The following is a 14,127-nucleotide window of genomic DNA, read 5'->3' on the forward strand; positions in this document are numbered from 1 at the left end:
TCAAAGTGCGGTAGCGCTTGTGGCACTCCAGGCGGGAGTTGGAGCGATGCTGGCCTCAGAAGAAGCTTGCTCGACGTCCTTGGAAACGTGGGTTGGAACGGAGGCTTCGTCCTGGGTGGCGTTCGTGACGGTCACGCAGCTCGGCGCGAACAGAAAAATGCTTTCGCCAACCCGTTCTTGATGGCCATCAATAGCGAAGGTTCCACCAGCCACGAAGTCCACTGCGCGTTGCGCTTGATCTGGCTCCATCATCGTGAGATTGAGGATCACCGTTTTGCGCTCACGCAGGGCTTGGATCGCTCCAGGCATTTCATCAAAACTGCGAGGTTCCATCAAGGAAACTTCAGCGGTACCGGTACTGATACCAGGCATGCCGATCACATTGGATCCAGTGAAAGATTGCTCACTTTCAAAAGGATTGCTCGAATCAAGCGTTGCCAGAGCACTCGTCATGGAGTGAGAAGGACCTTCCTCGATTTCGTCCTGTTCGCCAGTGTCGTAATCGAGATCGTCATAATCACCATCGAGGTAATCATCACCCGCAACGACCGCACGAAGACGAGAAATCAGCGACACCGGAAACCAATCAAACCTTGACCCTGAATAGCGCTCTACAGAGTTGTGAGCAAGAGTGACTGGACCATTTGCTCATCTTCACAACAGACTCCGTAGCTCAGTGGGGGTCAAACCAAGCGTTCAGGCCGCGGGCCAAACAATCCAGATCCCACGCGAACCCAGGTGGCACCAGCTTTCGCAGCCTGCTTCCAGTCGCCGCTCATCCCCATCGAGCATTCGGGCAGAGCCAGCTCATCCGCGAGGGTTCTGCACTCATGAAAGAGGCTCTGACGCTCTTCAGGCCCCAGGCCAAGGGGGGCCATGGTCATCAGCCCGATGGGTTTCAAGCCCGGCAGTGACTGCAGCTCTGGCCAAACCTCCCGCAAGCTATCCGGCTCCCAGCCACCCTTCGCCGGGTCGTCGCGAAGTTTGACCTGAAAAAAAACCTCGGGACTCTTTTTTTCCTCTAAGGCAATCCTGGAGGTGCGCTCTGCGAGGGCCTGAGAGTCGATGGAATGAATCACAGGGAAGGCCCGCACGACAGCCCGAACTTTGTTGGCCTGCAAACGTCCAATGAAATGCCAACGCAAGCCGCTGAGGTCTGCCAAGTTTTGTTGTTTGGGGAGTGCCTCCTGCACCCTGCTCTCCCCAAAGTCCACTTGCCCCAAGTCGGCAAGCTCACGCACCGCCATGGCCGGGTGGCCTTTGCTGACAGCCAGCAAATGCACGGCGGCTGGACAATCAGCGTGAATCGCCTGCCAACGCGCCTGAATCGTCTGAGATTCTGTGCTGCTGGACGCCATCAAATGAAGGTTTGATCGAACAGCTGCTTCCAATCGGCGAAATCGGAGGAGCGATCACGTCGACAGCGCGCGAGGTGAAGCTCTGCATGATGCCGGGCGTCCTGATACGGAATCACCTCAAACTGAGCCCCTCTGGGTTGCAGCGTCACCAGGAAGAACATGCGCTGGGCATAAAGAGTGGCGTACAGATCTCGGCCTTCTCCAGCGGTCGAAACCTGATAGAGCATTCCGAAGGTGGGGTGATTGAGGTAACGCTCCGCTCCCACAACTGAGTCCGTCAAGATTTAGAGAGCACCGTACTTGCCTCGCAATCCCACCACCGCGAGAAGGAGCACAAATGACAGCAAGTTCAAACCACGGGTGAGGGCAGATGGGTTCTGAACAGGGCGGAAGCAGTCCGCAGGAAGCCAACGCCCTCCCCTGGCAATCAAGGCATCTGCACCTTGTTCAGCCCGCAACAAGATATTGGCGAGAAGTCGTTCTCCCACAGAAAGGAGCAATCCAAAGGAAGCCTTGAAGCCCAGCTGACGAAGATTGACCGCTCGACTCGCCACCGAGCGCACCAAATTCTGCAGTTCCTCTTGCACGAGAGGCAAAAAACGGAGCGCCAACAGCAACTGAAAGCACAGACGATCCACTGGCAAACCGAGCCTGGTCAGCGGGAATAGACACCAATTCAGGGCCCACATCAGATCTTCGCTGGGGGTGGACAGCAGCATCAAATTCACGCTGTGCACCACGGTGACAATCAACGTTGCGCTGTTGAGACCGAGCTCAGCCGAACGCCGGTCCACAGACAGGGGGCCCAGGTTCAGCGGTCCAAGCTGAACAGGACCCAGGCGAAACAACTCCCAACTTGGCGCCTGCAAGGACAAACCCTGCAACTCCTGAACAGGCCGAATGGCCTGCGTGGCCGCAGGATCTCCCGTTGGCAAAAACATCGCCAGGAGGCCAAAGCCAACCCCAAGACACACCACAAGCAGGAGAGAGCGCCACCACAACCTGGCGGGCAAGCCACTCAAGGCGGTGATCACCATCAAAGCCAGCACAAGCCCGAGACGCCATAACGGACCGGCCAGCACAGGGGTCAGCAAAAACATCACGACCCAACCCAGCTTCAAACGCGGATCGATCAGACGCAGCCAACCCGCGCTGCCATCGACGTACTGCCCGATCGGAATCTGTCGCAACCAGTCCATGGAGGATCAGCCTTGGCGGTTCTGCTGGCGGACCAGCTCCTTTTCTGCATCCCGTTGTTGCTTGCCTCGCCAGAACAGCTTCACCGGCGTGCCATCAAAGCCGAGCCCTTCACGAATTTGACGCTCGACGTAGCGGCGATAGGTATCGCCAAACAACTTGGGCTCATTCACAAACAACGTGAAACTGGGCGGACGACTCGCCACCTGGGTGCCGTAATACAACCGGCCCTGCCGGCCACCACGGGTGGTGGGGGGACTCCGCCAGCTGAGGGCTTCCTTGAGCACTTCGTTCACAACCGATGTGCTTACCCTGCGGCGGTGTTGTTCCACAGCAAGAGCCGCCAAGGCAAAAATGCTGTCAACCCGCTGCCCCGTAAGCGCTGAGGTGAACAGCATCGGAGCCCAATCGAGAAAGTAGAGCTTGGCGCGAAGCTCCTTTTCCATCGCCGTCATCGTGTGGCTGTCTTTTTCCACCGCATCCCACTTGTTCACCACCACCACGCAAGCGCGACCGTCCTCTTCGATCCGTCCCGCCAAGCGCTGATCTTGCTCGGTCACACCATCGAGAGCATCGATCACTAAAACGCAGACATCACTGCGTTCAATGGCTTTAAAGCTGCGGTTGATCCCAAAAAACTCTGGCCCATAATTCACGCTTCGACGCCGGCGTATTCCCGCGGTGTCGATCAATCTCCAGGGACGATTTTCCCGTTCGATACGGGTATCAATCGTGTCGCGGGTGGTGCCACGAATCGGACTAACGATCGCCCGCGTCTCCCCACAGATGGCGTTGAGCAAGCTGGATTTCCCCACGTTGGGGCGACCAATGATCGAAAGCTGAATCGGCTCCTCTTCATCGCTCTCCTCATCCTTGGGCGGAAGAAAGGTGAGCACCTGGTCGAGAAGCTCGGCGGTGCCAGCACCATGGATGGCCGAAATCGGATGGGGTTCGCCAAGACCGAGGCGCCAAAATTCAGCGGCCATCGCCAACCCCTGCTCCGGAGACTCACACTTATTCACCGCCAGCAGCGTCTTGCATTGCTGCGTACGCAGCCATTCCGCGATCGATTCATCAGCAGCCGTGAGTCCCTGCTGACCATCCACAATCACCAACGCCACGCTGGCTTCAGCGAGGGCGAGGCCGGCCTGCTCCCGGATCTCAGGAAGAAACTCACTGTCGTCATCGAACACCAAGCCGCCGGTGTCCACCACCTTGAATTCTCGATCGCCCCAATACCCGTCTTGATAGGTGCGATCTCGGGTCACACCTGGCTGGTCGTGAACGATCGCCTCACGACTTCGACAAAGACGGTTCACCAAGGTGGACTTGCCGACGTTGGGACGTCCGATGATTGCGACGACCGGACGTGCCAAGACAGGAGCCCAGAAAAACTTTCTTGACAGTACAGAGGTGACCCATCACAGAAATGCGAAATCATTCAGAAAGAGACGAATGAGACGCATGCGACACAGCTAGGCCTGTGACAGCGACATCAGCGGCACAGCCATGCTCGAACTCATTGCAACGCTTGTGGTCGATCTCTCTGATCAGACCCTCACAGTGTTTGATCAGCAAGAACAGACCGTTCGCGTGATTCCCGTGAGTACGGGCAAAGCCTCCACGCCGACGCCAACCGGCCATGCCTCTGTGCTCACCAAGTACCGCTCGGTCACGATGCGCGGACGCAACTTCGTCTCCCCAGGCGTGCCTTACGCCATGTGCATCACCGCTAATGAAGCCATCTGCCTTCATGCCGCCCCCTGGCAAGAAGATGCTGGCCAGTCCTTTGGCGTCCCAAGAAGCCACGGTTGCGTGCGCATGCCCACCGATCAGGCGCGCTGGCTATTCGAAAACACAGCGAAAGGCACCAAGGTGATCATCCAGGCCTAACGCTCATCGCACGGGAAGATCACCCGGATGGCCGCTCACTGGATTGAGCGGCGCATCCAGCAAGGGTGGCAAGGGGCCCTCCTCTGCCAGCAACTGCTCACGGGATGCAAGCCAGGCCAAGAGCCAATTCACCGCCGTCGCCCTTCGCGTGCGGCGTGGGTAGAGCTCTCCGATTCGATACCCGGCAAACTTCAGCTGTTCTTTCAAGAGCTGTTTGTGCTCGCGTGGAATCGAGCGGGTGAGTTGCACGGATGCGGGGCGAACACTGATCACTTCAGGGGCCTGGGGGAAGGCCTCTCGCCATGCCGAGGGCGTCTCAGGCCCAGCGAGCCAAACCAGGCCTTCCCCTTGTGGCTGATACCCCAAACGCTCCCAGATCCGCTCGGCCACAAAGCGATCACTGATTCGGTCCTCAAGGATTCGCTCCAACAACAAGCGGCTAAGCGGCCAAGGCGTAGGGGGCATGCGAGCAAACCGAAGACCTCCATCCTTCGCCCCATCGCCTTGGCTTGACAAGCCCAAATGTCAGATCAAGGCTCCAGCCCAGATCCTGACCGGCTGCCGGGCCAGCTGACTGGCCAGCTGCCAAACCAGCAGAATGACCAGATCTTCGGCCTTTGGCCATGCCGCTGAAGATTCAGGGTCGACTTCTAGAGCGACAACTTCGATGCCGCGCACTGCAATCGCCCCTGGCTGGCGTCAGCGATCGGATTTTTAGGCAACTGGTGCGCCGCTGGGCTCCCGATGCGCTGTTGTTCACCGAGATGGTGAATGCCACCAGCCTTGAGCTGGGGCACGGTCGGCTGAAAATGGATGGCCTGCAAAACGAAACCGGCCCCATCGGGGTGCAGCTGTTTGATCACCACCCCGCCGCGATGGCCGATGCAGCCAGGCGAGCGGCCGATGCCGGGGCCTTTCTGATCGACATCAATATGGGCTGTCCTGTCCGCAAAATCGCCCGAAAAGGAGGTGGCAGCGGGCTGATTCGCGACCCTGATCTGGCCTGCAAAATTGTCGACACCGTGGTGGCCGCCGTGGGGCTGCCAGTCACCGTAAAAACTCGCCTCGGCTGGTGTGGTGAACACGACGGCGCGGGGGCGGAGGCCGCCGTGAGCTGGTGCCGACGCTTGGAGGATGCAGGGGCGCGAATGCTGACGCTGCACGGCCGCACACGAGAGCAACGCTTCAGCGGCAGTGCGGATTGGAACGCGATTGCCTCAGTGAAAGCAGCCCTGCGTATTCCCGTGATCGCGAATGGGGATGTCAACAGCCCAGAAGAAGCGCTGCGTTGCCTGCGGATCACCGGCGCCGATGGCGTGATGGTGGGACGCGGAAGCATGGGTGCCCCTTGGCTGGTGGGCCAAATCGATGCCGCCCTGAGTGGGCTGCCGATTCCAGCCACGCCCACAGCCCATGCGCGTCTAGCCCTCGCCAAAGAGCAACTCCTGGCCCTCGTCGAGGCACGCGGGGATCACGGCCTGCTGATTGCGCGGAAACACATGAGCTGGACCTGCACTGGCTTCCCCGGCGCATCCCAGTTTCGGCAGCAGCTGATGCGCGCCCCCACGCCCGCCGCAGCCCTTGAGTTACTCGATCAACAGATGCAGCGAATGGAATGAACGCGCTGGTTCTTCTGCTGCTGATCTGGCCGCTCTGGTTGATTCGTCGCCCTGAACAAGACACCCCGATCTGGGGACGGCGCAGCCTGATCCTGCTGATCACCTTGTTCACCCTTCGCTATTTGACCTGGAGAGTCACCTCCAGCCTCAACTTTGATAGCCGCTTATCGATCAGCCTCAGCCTGCTGCTCCTGGTCGCCGAAGCCTGGCTGCTGCTCATTGGCTTGATCCCGCTCTGGCTGGCTTGGCGACGATTCCCCGATCGCCGCTTCGAGATCAACGATCGGCAACAGCGCTGGGCTGAGAGCGGCTGGAAACCCCACGTGGACATCCTGGTTCCCACCTACGGCCAACCCATCAAGGTGCTCGAACGAGCCCTGATTGGCTGCACCAACTTGTCCTATCCCCACACCAAGGTGTGGGTGCTCGACGACAGCGGTCGCCATGAGGTGAAAACCCTCGCTGCCGAGCTCGGGTGCCGCTACCTGCACCGACCGGAGCGCGTGAATGCCAAGGCCGGCAATCTCAACCATGGTCTGCGCCATTGCCGAGGAGAGCTGGTGGCCGTCTTCGACGCCGACTTCATTCCCCAACGCACCTTTCTTGATCGCAGCATTGGCTTTCTGCTTGAACCCGAGGTTGCGCTCATTCAGACCCCTCAGACCTTCATCAACGCGGATCCCGTGATGCGCAATCTGGGGATGGAACGTTAGCTTCTGTCCGATGAAGAAAGCTTCTACCGCTGGATCCAACCGGTGCGCGATGGCTGGGGGGCGGTGGTGTGTGCAGGCACGTCGTTTGTGGTGAAACGGAAAGCACTCGATCAAATCGGTGGCTTTGTGGAACAAGCCATCTCTGAGGATTTTGTGACCGGCATCAGCCTCACCCGTCAGCACTGGCGACTGCTCTATTTGCAGGAAAAACTCAGCGCTGGATTGGCGGCCGAAACCATGGCGGATTTCGTGCACAGCGCCAACGCTGGGCCTCTGGCACCTTGCAAAGCCTTCGGCTTCGCAGCGGCCCCTTACATCCCAAAGGGTTATCGCTTGGGCAACGCATCGCCTACCTCGAAGGCGTGATGCATTGGTTCAACAACGTGCCAAGGCTGGTGCTGATGCTGATGCCACTCAGCTATGGCCTTCTGGGCATCATTCCGATCCTGCTCAACAGCGAGGCCGCATTGACCCTGCTCCTACCGCTCTGGGGCTTGCAAGTGTTGAGCCTGGGCTGGTTAAACCGTGGGTCTCGAACGGCTTTTTTAAGCGAGCTCACCGGCTGGGTACTCACCGTTCCCCTCACCATGACCGTGCTGTCCAACCTGATTGGACGTATCGGTGGATTTCGCGTCACTCCCAAACATCAGCGCCGTGATCGTGGCAGCACCAGCGTGGAACTGCTGCTGCCGCTGTTGGCCCTCGTGCTGTTCAATCTGGTGAATCTCCAGGGGCTGCTCTCCAACGCCAGCGACTTACCAGATCAGGTGCTTGCCGGTCGGCCGGTCGGGCTGGTGTGGGGCGTGATCAATCTGCTCAGTTTGATCGTGGCGGTTCGTGCCTGTTGGGACCCTGCCGCGAAGGACCTCGCCCCATGGCAAAAGCTCCAAATGGAAGCCTGGATTGAAGATGACGGCGGACATCGTTATCCCTGCTGCATCACCGCTTTAAGCGAAAGCGGCGTCAAGATCGCCTACTCCCGTTCTCCCCTTCCATGGGTGGCCAGTTCCAAGCTGCGCTGGTGCCAAGAGCTGCCGGCATTGCCAGTGATCTTGACCAGCAAAACCGACACAGAAGCCCTTCTCCACTGGGGAGATTTGGCTCGGCAAGATCGCTATTCCCTGATCCGCTGGCTGTTTTGCCGACCGGGATGCTGGGTCGACCGGCAGGCACCTCAGGAAGGCCGTGCCTTGCTGGCCTTACTCCGGCGACTGATCGCACCGCCCAAACGCGGCCCCTTCAGCCCAAGCCTGATCCCGCAGCACCCGCCAGCCCGCCAAGCCTCAACGCATCCATAAGTCACGCGTCCCCGTGATCGCCTGTGTCGCCAGCAACAAAGCCACCACAACATTCATCGACACATGCAGCCGTCGCATCCAGAGCCGACCAGCAATCTGCTCCTGCATCACCACCGCAGCCAACATGAGGGCGATTAAGACCGAACCACCCCAAAGATGCGACTGCCAAACCGCTGCGGGGAAGGCCTGGCGCCACTGGAGCAACGCTGGCTGAGAGGAAATCAGCATCAGAGTGAACCAACAGGCTGCTGCCCACAACATCTTCGGGACAACACCTTTGGCACCTAATAACGCCACATATGCCGCTGCAGCACCCACGACAGCCAGCAGGAATCCCAACATCTGATCAGCCTGCATCCCTCCTGCCAAAGCGTTGTGAAACAACGCCACCAACACCGCCAACACCATTCCCCCCGTCACCCAACGACCGTGATCGGCGTGTTCCACCGGCACTGTTGGCGCAATCGGATTGAGATCCAGCCGCCGTTCCCGGGCCAAGATGCCTAACCGAATCGTGGCACCCACCACCGGATAGACAAACAAAATCATCAGAACGGGGTGAACCAGCCCGAGCCAATTCAAAGACGTGAGAAACGAAACGCTTTCCGTCACGGCAACACCTCAGGCCAAGTCTGCCGAATCAGCAGCAGTGAAAAATAAGGCTTCGATTCAGCGGGAATTTCGGTTGCCCGCGCCAAGACCTGATCAGGCCAACCCACCCGTTGCGCGAAGAGGGAGCCCTCGAGCAGCTGACGTTGGTCCAGGCAAGTTCGAACCCACGGCCATCGCTGACCCAGCTTGATCAATGCCAGCACCATCGAGCTCGATTCAGCTGATTCAAGCAATCGCTCCAGATCAGAAACACGGTCTGGGCAAGGGCGAATCAACACCCCCTCTTGCTGCAAGGCGAGAGGCCAATCAATCTCCATCTCTGCGCAAGCAGCTGCTGCAGCACAAACCGCCGGAATGCCCGGAATCAACTTGACCCTCAGATCAGGATGCTGCTTGCGCAGTGCCAGCTGCACATAACTGCTCGAAGCAAACAACGAGGCATCACCTTCACAGAGCAAAACCACCGATAGACCTCGTCGCAGCTCAGACGCGAGCGAATCGGCAGCATGATGCCAAGCCTTCAATCTCGGCTCGGCTTCCGCCACCATCGGAAAAACCAGAGGCAGCCGCCGTTGCGTTGAACGCGTCCAGCGAGAGGCAATGGTCCAAGCCATCCCATCAGCATCAGCACGAGCAACGGGATAAGCCACGACATCGGCGGTTTCAATCGCGCGAACAGCAGCAATGGTGAGAAGCTCTGGATCACCAGGGCCCACTCCGATCAATTGCAGAGCGTGAGGCACAAGATCCCCAACCAACAGCCCAACAATGACAGTGTCCGGTGGAACAGGCGCCACGCCAGAGACTCGCCAGGGCTAAACAGGAGTGCGGTTCAGGCAACGCAGCGCTGATGACGCAGCTGAGGATTTACGCAACGCAAGCATCAGGGATGACTGCAGGCCGTGCTTCAGCAGCGCGGCCACGGTTAAGCACCAGCAATCCCGCCCTGATCAGCGCAGAACTCAAAACGCGAGGGATCAAGTTTCAACGCTGGCCAAGCCAGCCAGGGCTTGAACAAGGGGCCAATCAAGAGCAGATTCTGTTGGCCTATCAATCACTGATCCGTTCTGTCCAAGAAAGCGATGGATACGGAACCGTGGACGTGATGCGCGTTGGTGGAGATCAGCCCAGCAGCGAACCATTGCGCCAAACATTTCTGCGCGTACACCAGCATGCGGAAGATGAAGTGCGGTTTTTTGTAGAGGGTCGCGGCCTGTTTTCACTCCATATCAAAGGGGAGGTGCTTCAGCTGACCTGCGAAGCCAATGATTGGATCGTCATTCCAGCGGAAACCCGGCACTGGTTCGACATGGGCGCGAGCCCGAGCTACTGCGTGATTCGTTTTTACAAAAAATCAGGAGGGTGGGCGGCGTCCTTCACCGATGATCCAATTGCCAATCACTATCCAGGCCTTGCCCAAACAAGCAAACAGACAATCCAACCGATCGATTGAGGATTCGGTCTCATCGGAGACAGTCAGCAAGCAGCTCGAAGACAAATGATGATTAGGCCTTCAAACAAATCTCATGGGCTATCTGATCGTCGCTGGTTGTGTTGCTCTCGCAGCCGCCATGTCCAAGTCATTGACAGACAAGAACTAATCAGCCACAAAGAATCTTTTACTCTTCACTGATTGAGATTCAGATTTAAAATCAAGCTGTAGGTTCACGGTCTGCCCCTCGAAAGGGGGCAATTCAACTGGATGCTCCAGAAGATCGACCATAGAAATCCTGGCTGCAGCCCACGCTCTTAGTTTTGATAGCTCAGGTGTTGGTTTTTAAGCTGCTCTCTTAAGGGAGCGGCTTTTTTATTCCGTGATCTCTAGACCGCTAGCCAAAGACATGAGCCAACCCATTCCAATCCTCAACGGAAGAGTCTTCAAACAAGATGTGAATTCATCAACCGAAAGTAGCAACGAGCAACAACCTTTGAATGCACCTGACCTGATCGCACAACCCTGATCACGAAGAGAAGTTTCGAGAGAGAAAGGCACCATTAACCCATCGATCAATCGAACCCGATATTTAATACCTCATCCAGACGTGACACAAGAGGCTTAACACAAATGAAAATCGAAACATATGCCATCCACGGCAATAATGAATGAACCTTATCCGCTATATGCTCTAAACCCCGAATGAGGGTGAACGGTATCGCGAACCGAATATTGACTTAAGCTGCTATTCACGCCTACAGATGAATCACGACAAAGCTTTTCAGACTTGGAGCCTTCCGGCATTGGCGACATCAATGCGAAAGCGATTAGGGGGGCAGTCATGAACCATTGAATTGTAAGCAATTCATTAGCCATGGCGATCTGAAAGGAGTGATTTGCTTGCTCGACCCACACACCATCTCCGGAATCACCAGCAGAGACAGTGACCGGTATTAAGCGGTGCTGTGATATTGAACACAACTCTAAAAAGCAATTAAAAAGCTCCACTGCACTGTATTGGGGACTATCAGAGCCGTGACTTCACTAGCGGCATTGAGCAATGCGGTTCACAAAGGACATAAAATAGTCTCTGACGAAGTAGATAAAGTCACTCAAAATCTGGACATAAGCGATTCCCAAAACTCGAACAAACTATGCTTGATTGATGGAATAAGAAACGCAGAAGACCCATTCAATCGAGTCTTTACGGGTAAAAAATAGTCACAGTGCCTTGCAACTGCCCAGCCACGAGTGGGATTCTTATTGCAGCTTGAAATGCTCTAAGCAGTTGCCCCCAATCCATGACACTCATCGATGACACTTGATCTGCTAGAAGAGCTGCTGATCGCGTTACACATGAGAGTCCTACGGATCACTGCCTAGGCATCCTTCTCCATTGATGATGGTGTTCATTCCATGAATCAGAGCCATGAGAACGGTTGATCCTCAGCAGCCGGTTGTGATCCTTGGAGGCTTCTTGATTACAGCAGAGGCTTATGAACCAATGGCTGAGTGGCTAAAGCACAAGGGAATTTGTAATGTTCTAGTGGTTCCCATTTCTCGACTGGATTGGCTTTTAACTATCCGAAGATTTGGATGGAGACGCGTACTCGACCGTGTCGATGAAGTTGTGAAACAGGTTCAAAATCACTCACTAAGTGGAAAAGTCACCTTGATTGGGCACAGCTCCGGTGGAGTTATGTTACGCCTCTATCTCAGCGATGATCCTTTTGAGGGAAGGATTTATGCGGGCTCTAAAAGATGTGATCGCTTGGTTACGCTCGGCAGTCCTCATCAGGCAGTCCGTGCAACACCTTTGAGGGCGATGGTCGACCGCCGCTTTCCTGGTTGTCATGAATCTGACGTTGACTATGTCGCTATTGCCGGAAAGCTTGATTTGTCTAGTGGAAATGCCTCGGCATTCAGCCGCAGGGGCGCTAAAGCTAGTTACCAAAGAGCTATTGATGATGAAGGATGCCTCGGTGATGGACTCGTTCCAGTTGAGTCAGCTCTGCTTACTGACGCCCGCTCTCTGATTCAAGACGACACTGCCCATGGTGGTTTATTTGGAGACATCTGGTTTGCATCTACGCAACGTCTTGAAGCATGGTGGGATTTTGTCGTGGGTAGTGAATCCTCACAAGACAAAGCTAATTCATAGATTTATAAATAAATGGAATTCATCCAAATATTGTGAACTGTCTACGGCCTAATCAATCACCAACAGAGTTAAAAATAGATATGCCAGCTGTGTCCGCCTTGTCCCCTTAGTTCAACCACTGCCCTATGCCAGTGGCTTTTCAGTGATTAATCAACTCCCTTCTGGAGAAGGGTACATCAATACACTTAATCCACTTGAAGCCTTTCAGTAAGTCGTTTATCTATCCAACAGGCGAATTACATCGATGCTGACGATTCGAGACTTAGTCTCTCGTTACAACATGTCGACACAACAAACTTACGAACAGATTCTGGCAGCTGCCATCTTAACAATCAAACGAGGCAATCGGTCTCTATTCAATGAGGGGATGGTCGCCAGGCTAGATGAGAACAACTACCAAACCGAGTCAGCATCGGGTTTTCGCTGATATGAAGTCCTCCCCCCACAACTTGAATAGGGGTGTATATCGCAGGCACTCAGTTCCTCATATGGAGTGATGTTGTGGAGCTAATCAGCGAATATCAACACCACAACTATGCATTCTCACGTCCTCCGGATTCTCCAACTCTCCAGTCAGGGCCACCACTTCAACCTGCGCAAGCTCCTCCAGCCGAGGCACGATCACCGAACGCTCCCAACGCTGTTCACACAGCACCCAATAGAGACCGAAATGGCGCGCCTCACTCAACAACAAGCTTCCATAAAGGTCTTTTAAATCTTGCTCCGGGCTGTGCTCCGCCAACAGCGCCATCCGTTCATGGCTACGGGCTTCGATCAAACCGGCCACCAAAAACGAATCCAGCATTCGCAGCGGCTCTACTTTGCGGATGTGCTTGGCAAGAAAGCCGCCATATCCCGGAGATGGCAACGGCTCGAGATAGCGCCCTCGTGCCCGCAGCAACGCAAGCACCTGCTCGAAATGCTCAAGCTCCTCGCGCGCCAACGGACTCAATGCTTCCCCCAGGCCTGGTTCGCACAGATAGCGAAACATCAGCTGCACGGCAGACCCCGCAGCCTTGCGCTCACAGTGCGCATGATCAATTAAGACCTCCATCGGTCTGGCAATCGCTTGCTGCAGCCAAGAAGCGCTAGTGGGTGCAGCCAACCAACGAATGCTGGCCACAGACGTCGGGGGCATCAGTTCTCCCCTCCGCTCGCAGAGTTCCGCAGGTGGCGGACCAACCCATCCAGGGCCAAGTCGTAGCTCACAGGGCCAAAACCACAAATCACGCCAACGGCACGGTCGGCCAGAAACGAGCGATGCCGAAACGGTTCACGGGCGTGGGTATTGCTCAAGTGCAGCTCCACGTAGGGAATCGCTGTCCCCAGAAGGGCATCACGGATCGCAATCGATGTGTGGGTATAGGCCCCTGCGTTGATCAGGATTCCATCCACCTTCCCCATCGCCTGATGGATGCGGTCCACCAGGGCACCTTCGAAATTGCTCTGGTAACACTCCAGCGTTAGGCCATCAGCGCAGGCTCGCTCTCTCAGTGATGTCTCGATCTGATCAAGGGTCTGGCGGCCGTAGAGGCCTGGTTCCCGCTGGCCCAGCAGATTGAGGTTGGGGCCGTTGAGCAGCAACAGGTGCATGGCCCGACTCGTAAACATGGGTTGATCGTATCGACAGCCTTGCTGGTAACCTCTCTTGGTGTGGTTCGGGTCGGTGCCCGAGTGGTTAATGGGGGTGGACTGTAAATCCACTGGCTCTGCCTACGTTGGTTCAAATCCAACCCGGCCCATCCACCACACGCCCTTGTAGCTCAGCGGTAGAGCACTCCCTTGGTAAGGGAGAGGTCTCGAGTTCAAGTCTCGACAAGGGCTTCCATCTCACACCAGGG

Annotated in this window: 17 protein-coding genes and 2 tRNA genes; 9 read left to right on the forward strand and 10 right to left on the reverse strand. The window is 56.4% G+C overall.

All coding sequences use genetic code 11. The annotated features are described in order from the left end of the window. The 5 genes from SYN8016DRAFT_RS12225 to der all read right to left on the reverse strand — a co-directional run bounded on the left by SYN8016DRAFT_RS12225 (position 1) and on the right by der (position 3,931). A complete protein-coding gene (locus SYN8016DRAFT_RS12225) occupies positions 1-576 on the reverse strand; it encodes a cell division protein SepF (protein WP_006854729.1) in 576 nt (191 codons plus the stop codon). A gap of 107 nt (positions 577-683) precedes the next feature. Beyond that, a complete protein-coding gene (locus tag SYN8016DRAFT_RS12230) occupies positions 684-1,358 on the reverse strand; it encodes a YggS family pyridoxal phosphate-dependent enzyme (protein ID WP_006854730.1) in 675 nt (224 codons plus the stop codon). Then, on the reverse strand, positions 1,358-1,624 hold the full coding sequence (locus tag SYN8016DRAFT_RS12235) for a PipX family protein (protein ID WP_006854731.1): 267 nt from the start codon (positions 1,622-1,624) through the stop codon (positions 1,358-1,360). Before SYN8016DRAFT_RS12235 ends, SYN8016DRAFT_RS12230 begins: the two co-directional genes overlap by 1 nt. An 18-nt stretch (positions 1,625-1,642) precedes the next feature. Continuing rightward, positions 1,643-2,557 carry an energy-coupling factor transporter transmembrane protein EcfT gene (locus tag SYN8016DRAFT_RS12240; protein WP_006854732.1) on the reverse strand — a complete coding sequence of 305 codons (915 nt, stop codon included), beginning with the start codon at positions 2,555-2,557 and terminating at the stop codon, positions 1,643-1,645. A 6-nt stretch (positions 2,558-2,563) separates the two neighbouring features. After that, entirely contained in the window at positions 2,564-3,931 is a 1,368-nt protein-coding gene (gene der, locus SYN8016DRAFT_RS12245) for a ribosome biogenesis GTPase Der (protein ID WP_006854733.1), read from the reverse strand. 133 nt (positions 3,932-4,064) lie between these two features. Between der and SYN8016DRAFT_RS12250 the strand changes: the two genes are divergently transcribed. Next, complete coding sequence (locus SYN8016DRAFT_RS12250; RefSeq protein ID WP_006854734.1) at positions 4,065-4,448, forward strand: L,D-transpeptidase; 384 nt, start codon at positions 4,065-4,067, stop codon at positions 4,446-4,448. A 3-nt stretch (positions 4,449-4,451) separates the two neighbouring features. Here the strand turns inward: SYN8016DRAFT_RS12250 and SYN8016DRAFT_RS12255 are convergent, their stop codons facing one another. Then, positions 4,452-4,913, reverse strand: coding sequence for a DUF1823 family protein (locus SYN8016DRAFT_RS12255; protein ID WP_006854735.1), 462 nt, complete (start codon positions 4,911-4,913; stop codon positions 4,452-4,454). Positions 4,914-5,071: 158 nt separating this feature from the next. Between SYN8016DRAFT_RS12255 and dusB the strand changes: the two genes are divergently transcribed. From dusB to SYN8016DRAFT_RS16060, 4 genes are read left to right on the forward strand one after another with little or no spacing between them, the layout of a single operon-like run. Then, the gene (gene dusB / locus SYN8016DRAFT_RS12260; protein WP_006854736.1) at positions 5,072-6,067 is read left to right on the forward strand and encodes a tRNA dihydrouridine synthase DusB; all 996 of its coding nucleotides are present in this window, start codon (positions 5,072-5,074) and stop codon (positions 6,065-6,067) included. Beyond that, positions 6,064-6,780 (forward strand): glycosyltransferase, encoded by a 717-nt coding sequence (locus SYN8016DRAFT_RS16050; protein WP_006854737.1) that lies wholly within the window; start codon positions 6,064-6,066, stop codon positions 6,778-6,780. The genes dusB and SYN8016DRAFT_RS16050 overlap by 4 nt, the downstream gene beginning before the upstream one ends. 42 nt (positions 6,781-6,822) lie before the next feature. Continuing rightward, positions 6,823-7,146, forward strand: a complete 324-nt coding sequence (locus SYN8016DRAFT_RS16055; RefSeq protein WP_006854738.1) for a glycosyltransferase — start codon at positions 6,823-6,825, stop codon at positions 7,144-7,146. Further along, on the forward strand, positions 7,062-8,078 hold the full coding sequence (locus SYN8016DRAFT_RS16060; RefSeq protein ID WP_371212449.1) for a hypothetical protein: 1,017 nt from the start codon (positions 7,062-7,064) through the stop codon (positions 8,076-8,078). Before SYN8016DRAFT_RS16055 ends, SYN8016DRAFT_RS16060 begins: the two co-directional genes overlap by 85 nt. Here SYN8016DRAFT_RS16060 and SYN8016DRAFT_RS12270 read toward each other — a convergent pair. Beyond that, the gene (locus tag SYN8016DRAFT_RS12270) at positions 8,064-8,690 is read right to left on the reverse strand and encodes a DUF4079 domain-containing protein (RefSeq protein WP_006854740.1); all 627 of its coding nucleotides are present in this window, start codon (positions 8,688-8,690) and stop codon (positions 8,064-8,066) included. The two genes, SYN8016DRAFT_RS16060 and SYN8016DRAFT_RS12270, sit on opposite strands and share 15 nt — an antisense overlap. Beyond that, a complete protein-coding gene (locus tag SYN8016DRAFT_RS12275; RefSeq protein WP_038014798.1) occupies positions 8,687-9,433 on the reverse strand; it encodes a precorrin-2 C(20)-methyltransferase in 747 nt (248 codons plus the stop codon). Before SYN8016DRAFT_RS12275 ends, SYN8016DRAFT_RS12270 begins: the two co-directional genes overlap by 4 nt. A gap of 107 nt (positions 9,434-9,540) precedes the next feature. On the opposite strand from SYN8016DRAFT_RS12275, the gene SYN8016DRAFT_RS12280 reads away from it, so the two are divergent. Together SYN8016DRAFT_RS12280 and SYN8016DRAFT_RS12285 are read left to right on the forward strand one after the other, a co-directional pair. Further along, positions 9,541-10,143, forward strand: coding sequence for an acireductone dioxygenase (locus tag SYN8016DRAFT_RS12280; protein ID WP_006854742.1), 603 nt, complete (start codon positions 9,541-9,543; stop codon positions 10,141-10,143). Between the two features lie 1,411 nt (positions 10,144-11,554). After that, positions 11,555-12,286 carry a triacylglycerol lipase gene (locus SYN8016DRAFT_RS12285; protein ID WP_006854743.1) on the forward strand — a complete coding sequence of 244 codons (732 nt, stop codon included), beginning with the start codon at positions 11,555-11,557 and terminating at the stop codon, positions 12,284-12,286. Between the two features lie 511 nt (positions 12,287-12,797). On the opposite strand, the gene SYN8016DRAFT_RS12290 is transcribed toward SYN8016DRAFT_RS12285, so the two are convergent. Beyond that, complete coding sequence (locus SYN8016DRAFT_RS12290; protein WP_006854745.1) at positions 12,798-13,424, reverse strand: tRNA-(ms[2]io[6]A)-hydroxylase; 627 nt, start codon at positions 13,422-13,424, stop codon at positions 12,798-12,800. Then, complete coding sequence (aroQ, locus tag SYN8016DRAFT_RS12295) at positions 13,424-13,879, reverse strand: type II 3-dehydroquinate dehydratase (protein WP_038014749.1); 456 nt, start codon at positions 13,877-13,879, stop codon at positions 13,424-13,426. The genes SYN8016DRAFT_RS12290 and aroQ overlap by 1 nt, the downstream gene beginning before the upstream one ends. 67 nt (positions 13,880-13,946) lie before the next feature. Here aroQ and SYN8016DRAFT_RS12300 point away from each other — a divergent pair. Further along, positions 13,947-14,028 (forward strand) — tRNA-Tyr (locus SYN8016DRAFT_RS12300). Between the two features lie 10 nt (positions 14,029-14,038). Beyond that, positions 14,039-14,110: transfer RNA gene (locus SYN8016DRAFT_RS12305), tRNA-Thr, on the forward strand. Positions 14,111-14,127 lie beyond the last annotated feature (17 nt).

The sequence above is a fragment of the Synechococcus sp. WH 8016 genome, from assembly GCF_000230675.1.
GTDB lineage: Bacteria > Cyanobacteriota > Cyanobacteriia > PCC-6307 > Cyanobiaceae > Synechococcus_C.

Excerpts from the sequence above, each read along its gene's own strand:
- SYN8016DRAFT_RS12230 (WP_006854730.1), bottom strand. The coding sequence starts at position 1,358 with ATGGCGTCCAGCAGCACAGAATCTCAGACGATTCAGGCGCGTTGGCAG.
- SYN8016DRAFT_RS12240 (WP_006854732.1), bottom strand. The coding sequence starts at position 2,557 with ATGGACTGGTTGCGACAGATTCCGATCGGGCAGTACGTCGATGGCAGC.
- SYN8016DRAFT_RS12250 (WP_006854734.1), top strand. The coding sequence starts at position 4,065 with ATGCTCGAACTCATTGCAACGCTTGTGGTCGATCTCTCTGATCAGACC.
- SYN8016DRAFT_RS12255 (WP_006854735.1), bottom strand. The coding sequence starts at position 4,913 with ATGCCCCCTACGCCTTGGCCGCTTAGCCGCTTGTTGTTGGAGCGAATC.
- dusB (WP_006854736.1), top strand. The coding sequence starts at position 5,072 with ATGCCGCTGAAGATTCAGGGTCGACTTCTAGAGCGACAACTTCGATGC.
- SYN8016DRAFT_RS16050 (WP_006854737.1), top strand. The coding sequence starts at position 6,064 with ATGAACGCGCTGGTTCTTCTGCTGCTGATCTGGCCGCTCTGGTTGATT.
- SYN8016DRAFT_RS12280 (WP_006854742.1), top strand. The coding sequence starts at position 9,541 with ATGACGCAGCTGAGGATTTACGCAACGCAAGCATCAGGGATGACTGCA.
- SYN8016DRAFT_RS12285 (WP_006854743.1), top strand. The coding sequence starts at position 11,555 with ATGAGAACGGTTGATCCTCAGCAGCCGGTTGTGATCCTTGGAGGCTTC.
- SYN8016DRAFT_RS12290 (WP_006854745.1), bottom strand. The coding sequence starts at position 13,424 with ATGCCCCCGACGTCTGTGGCCAGCATTCGTTGGTTGGCTGCACCCACT.
- aroQ (WP_038014749.1), bottom strand. The coding sequence starts at position 13,879 with ATGCACCTGTTGCTGCTCAACGGCCCCAACCTCAATCTGCTGGGCCAG.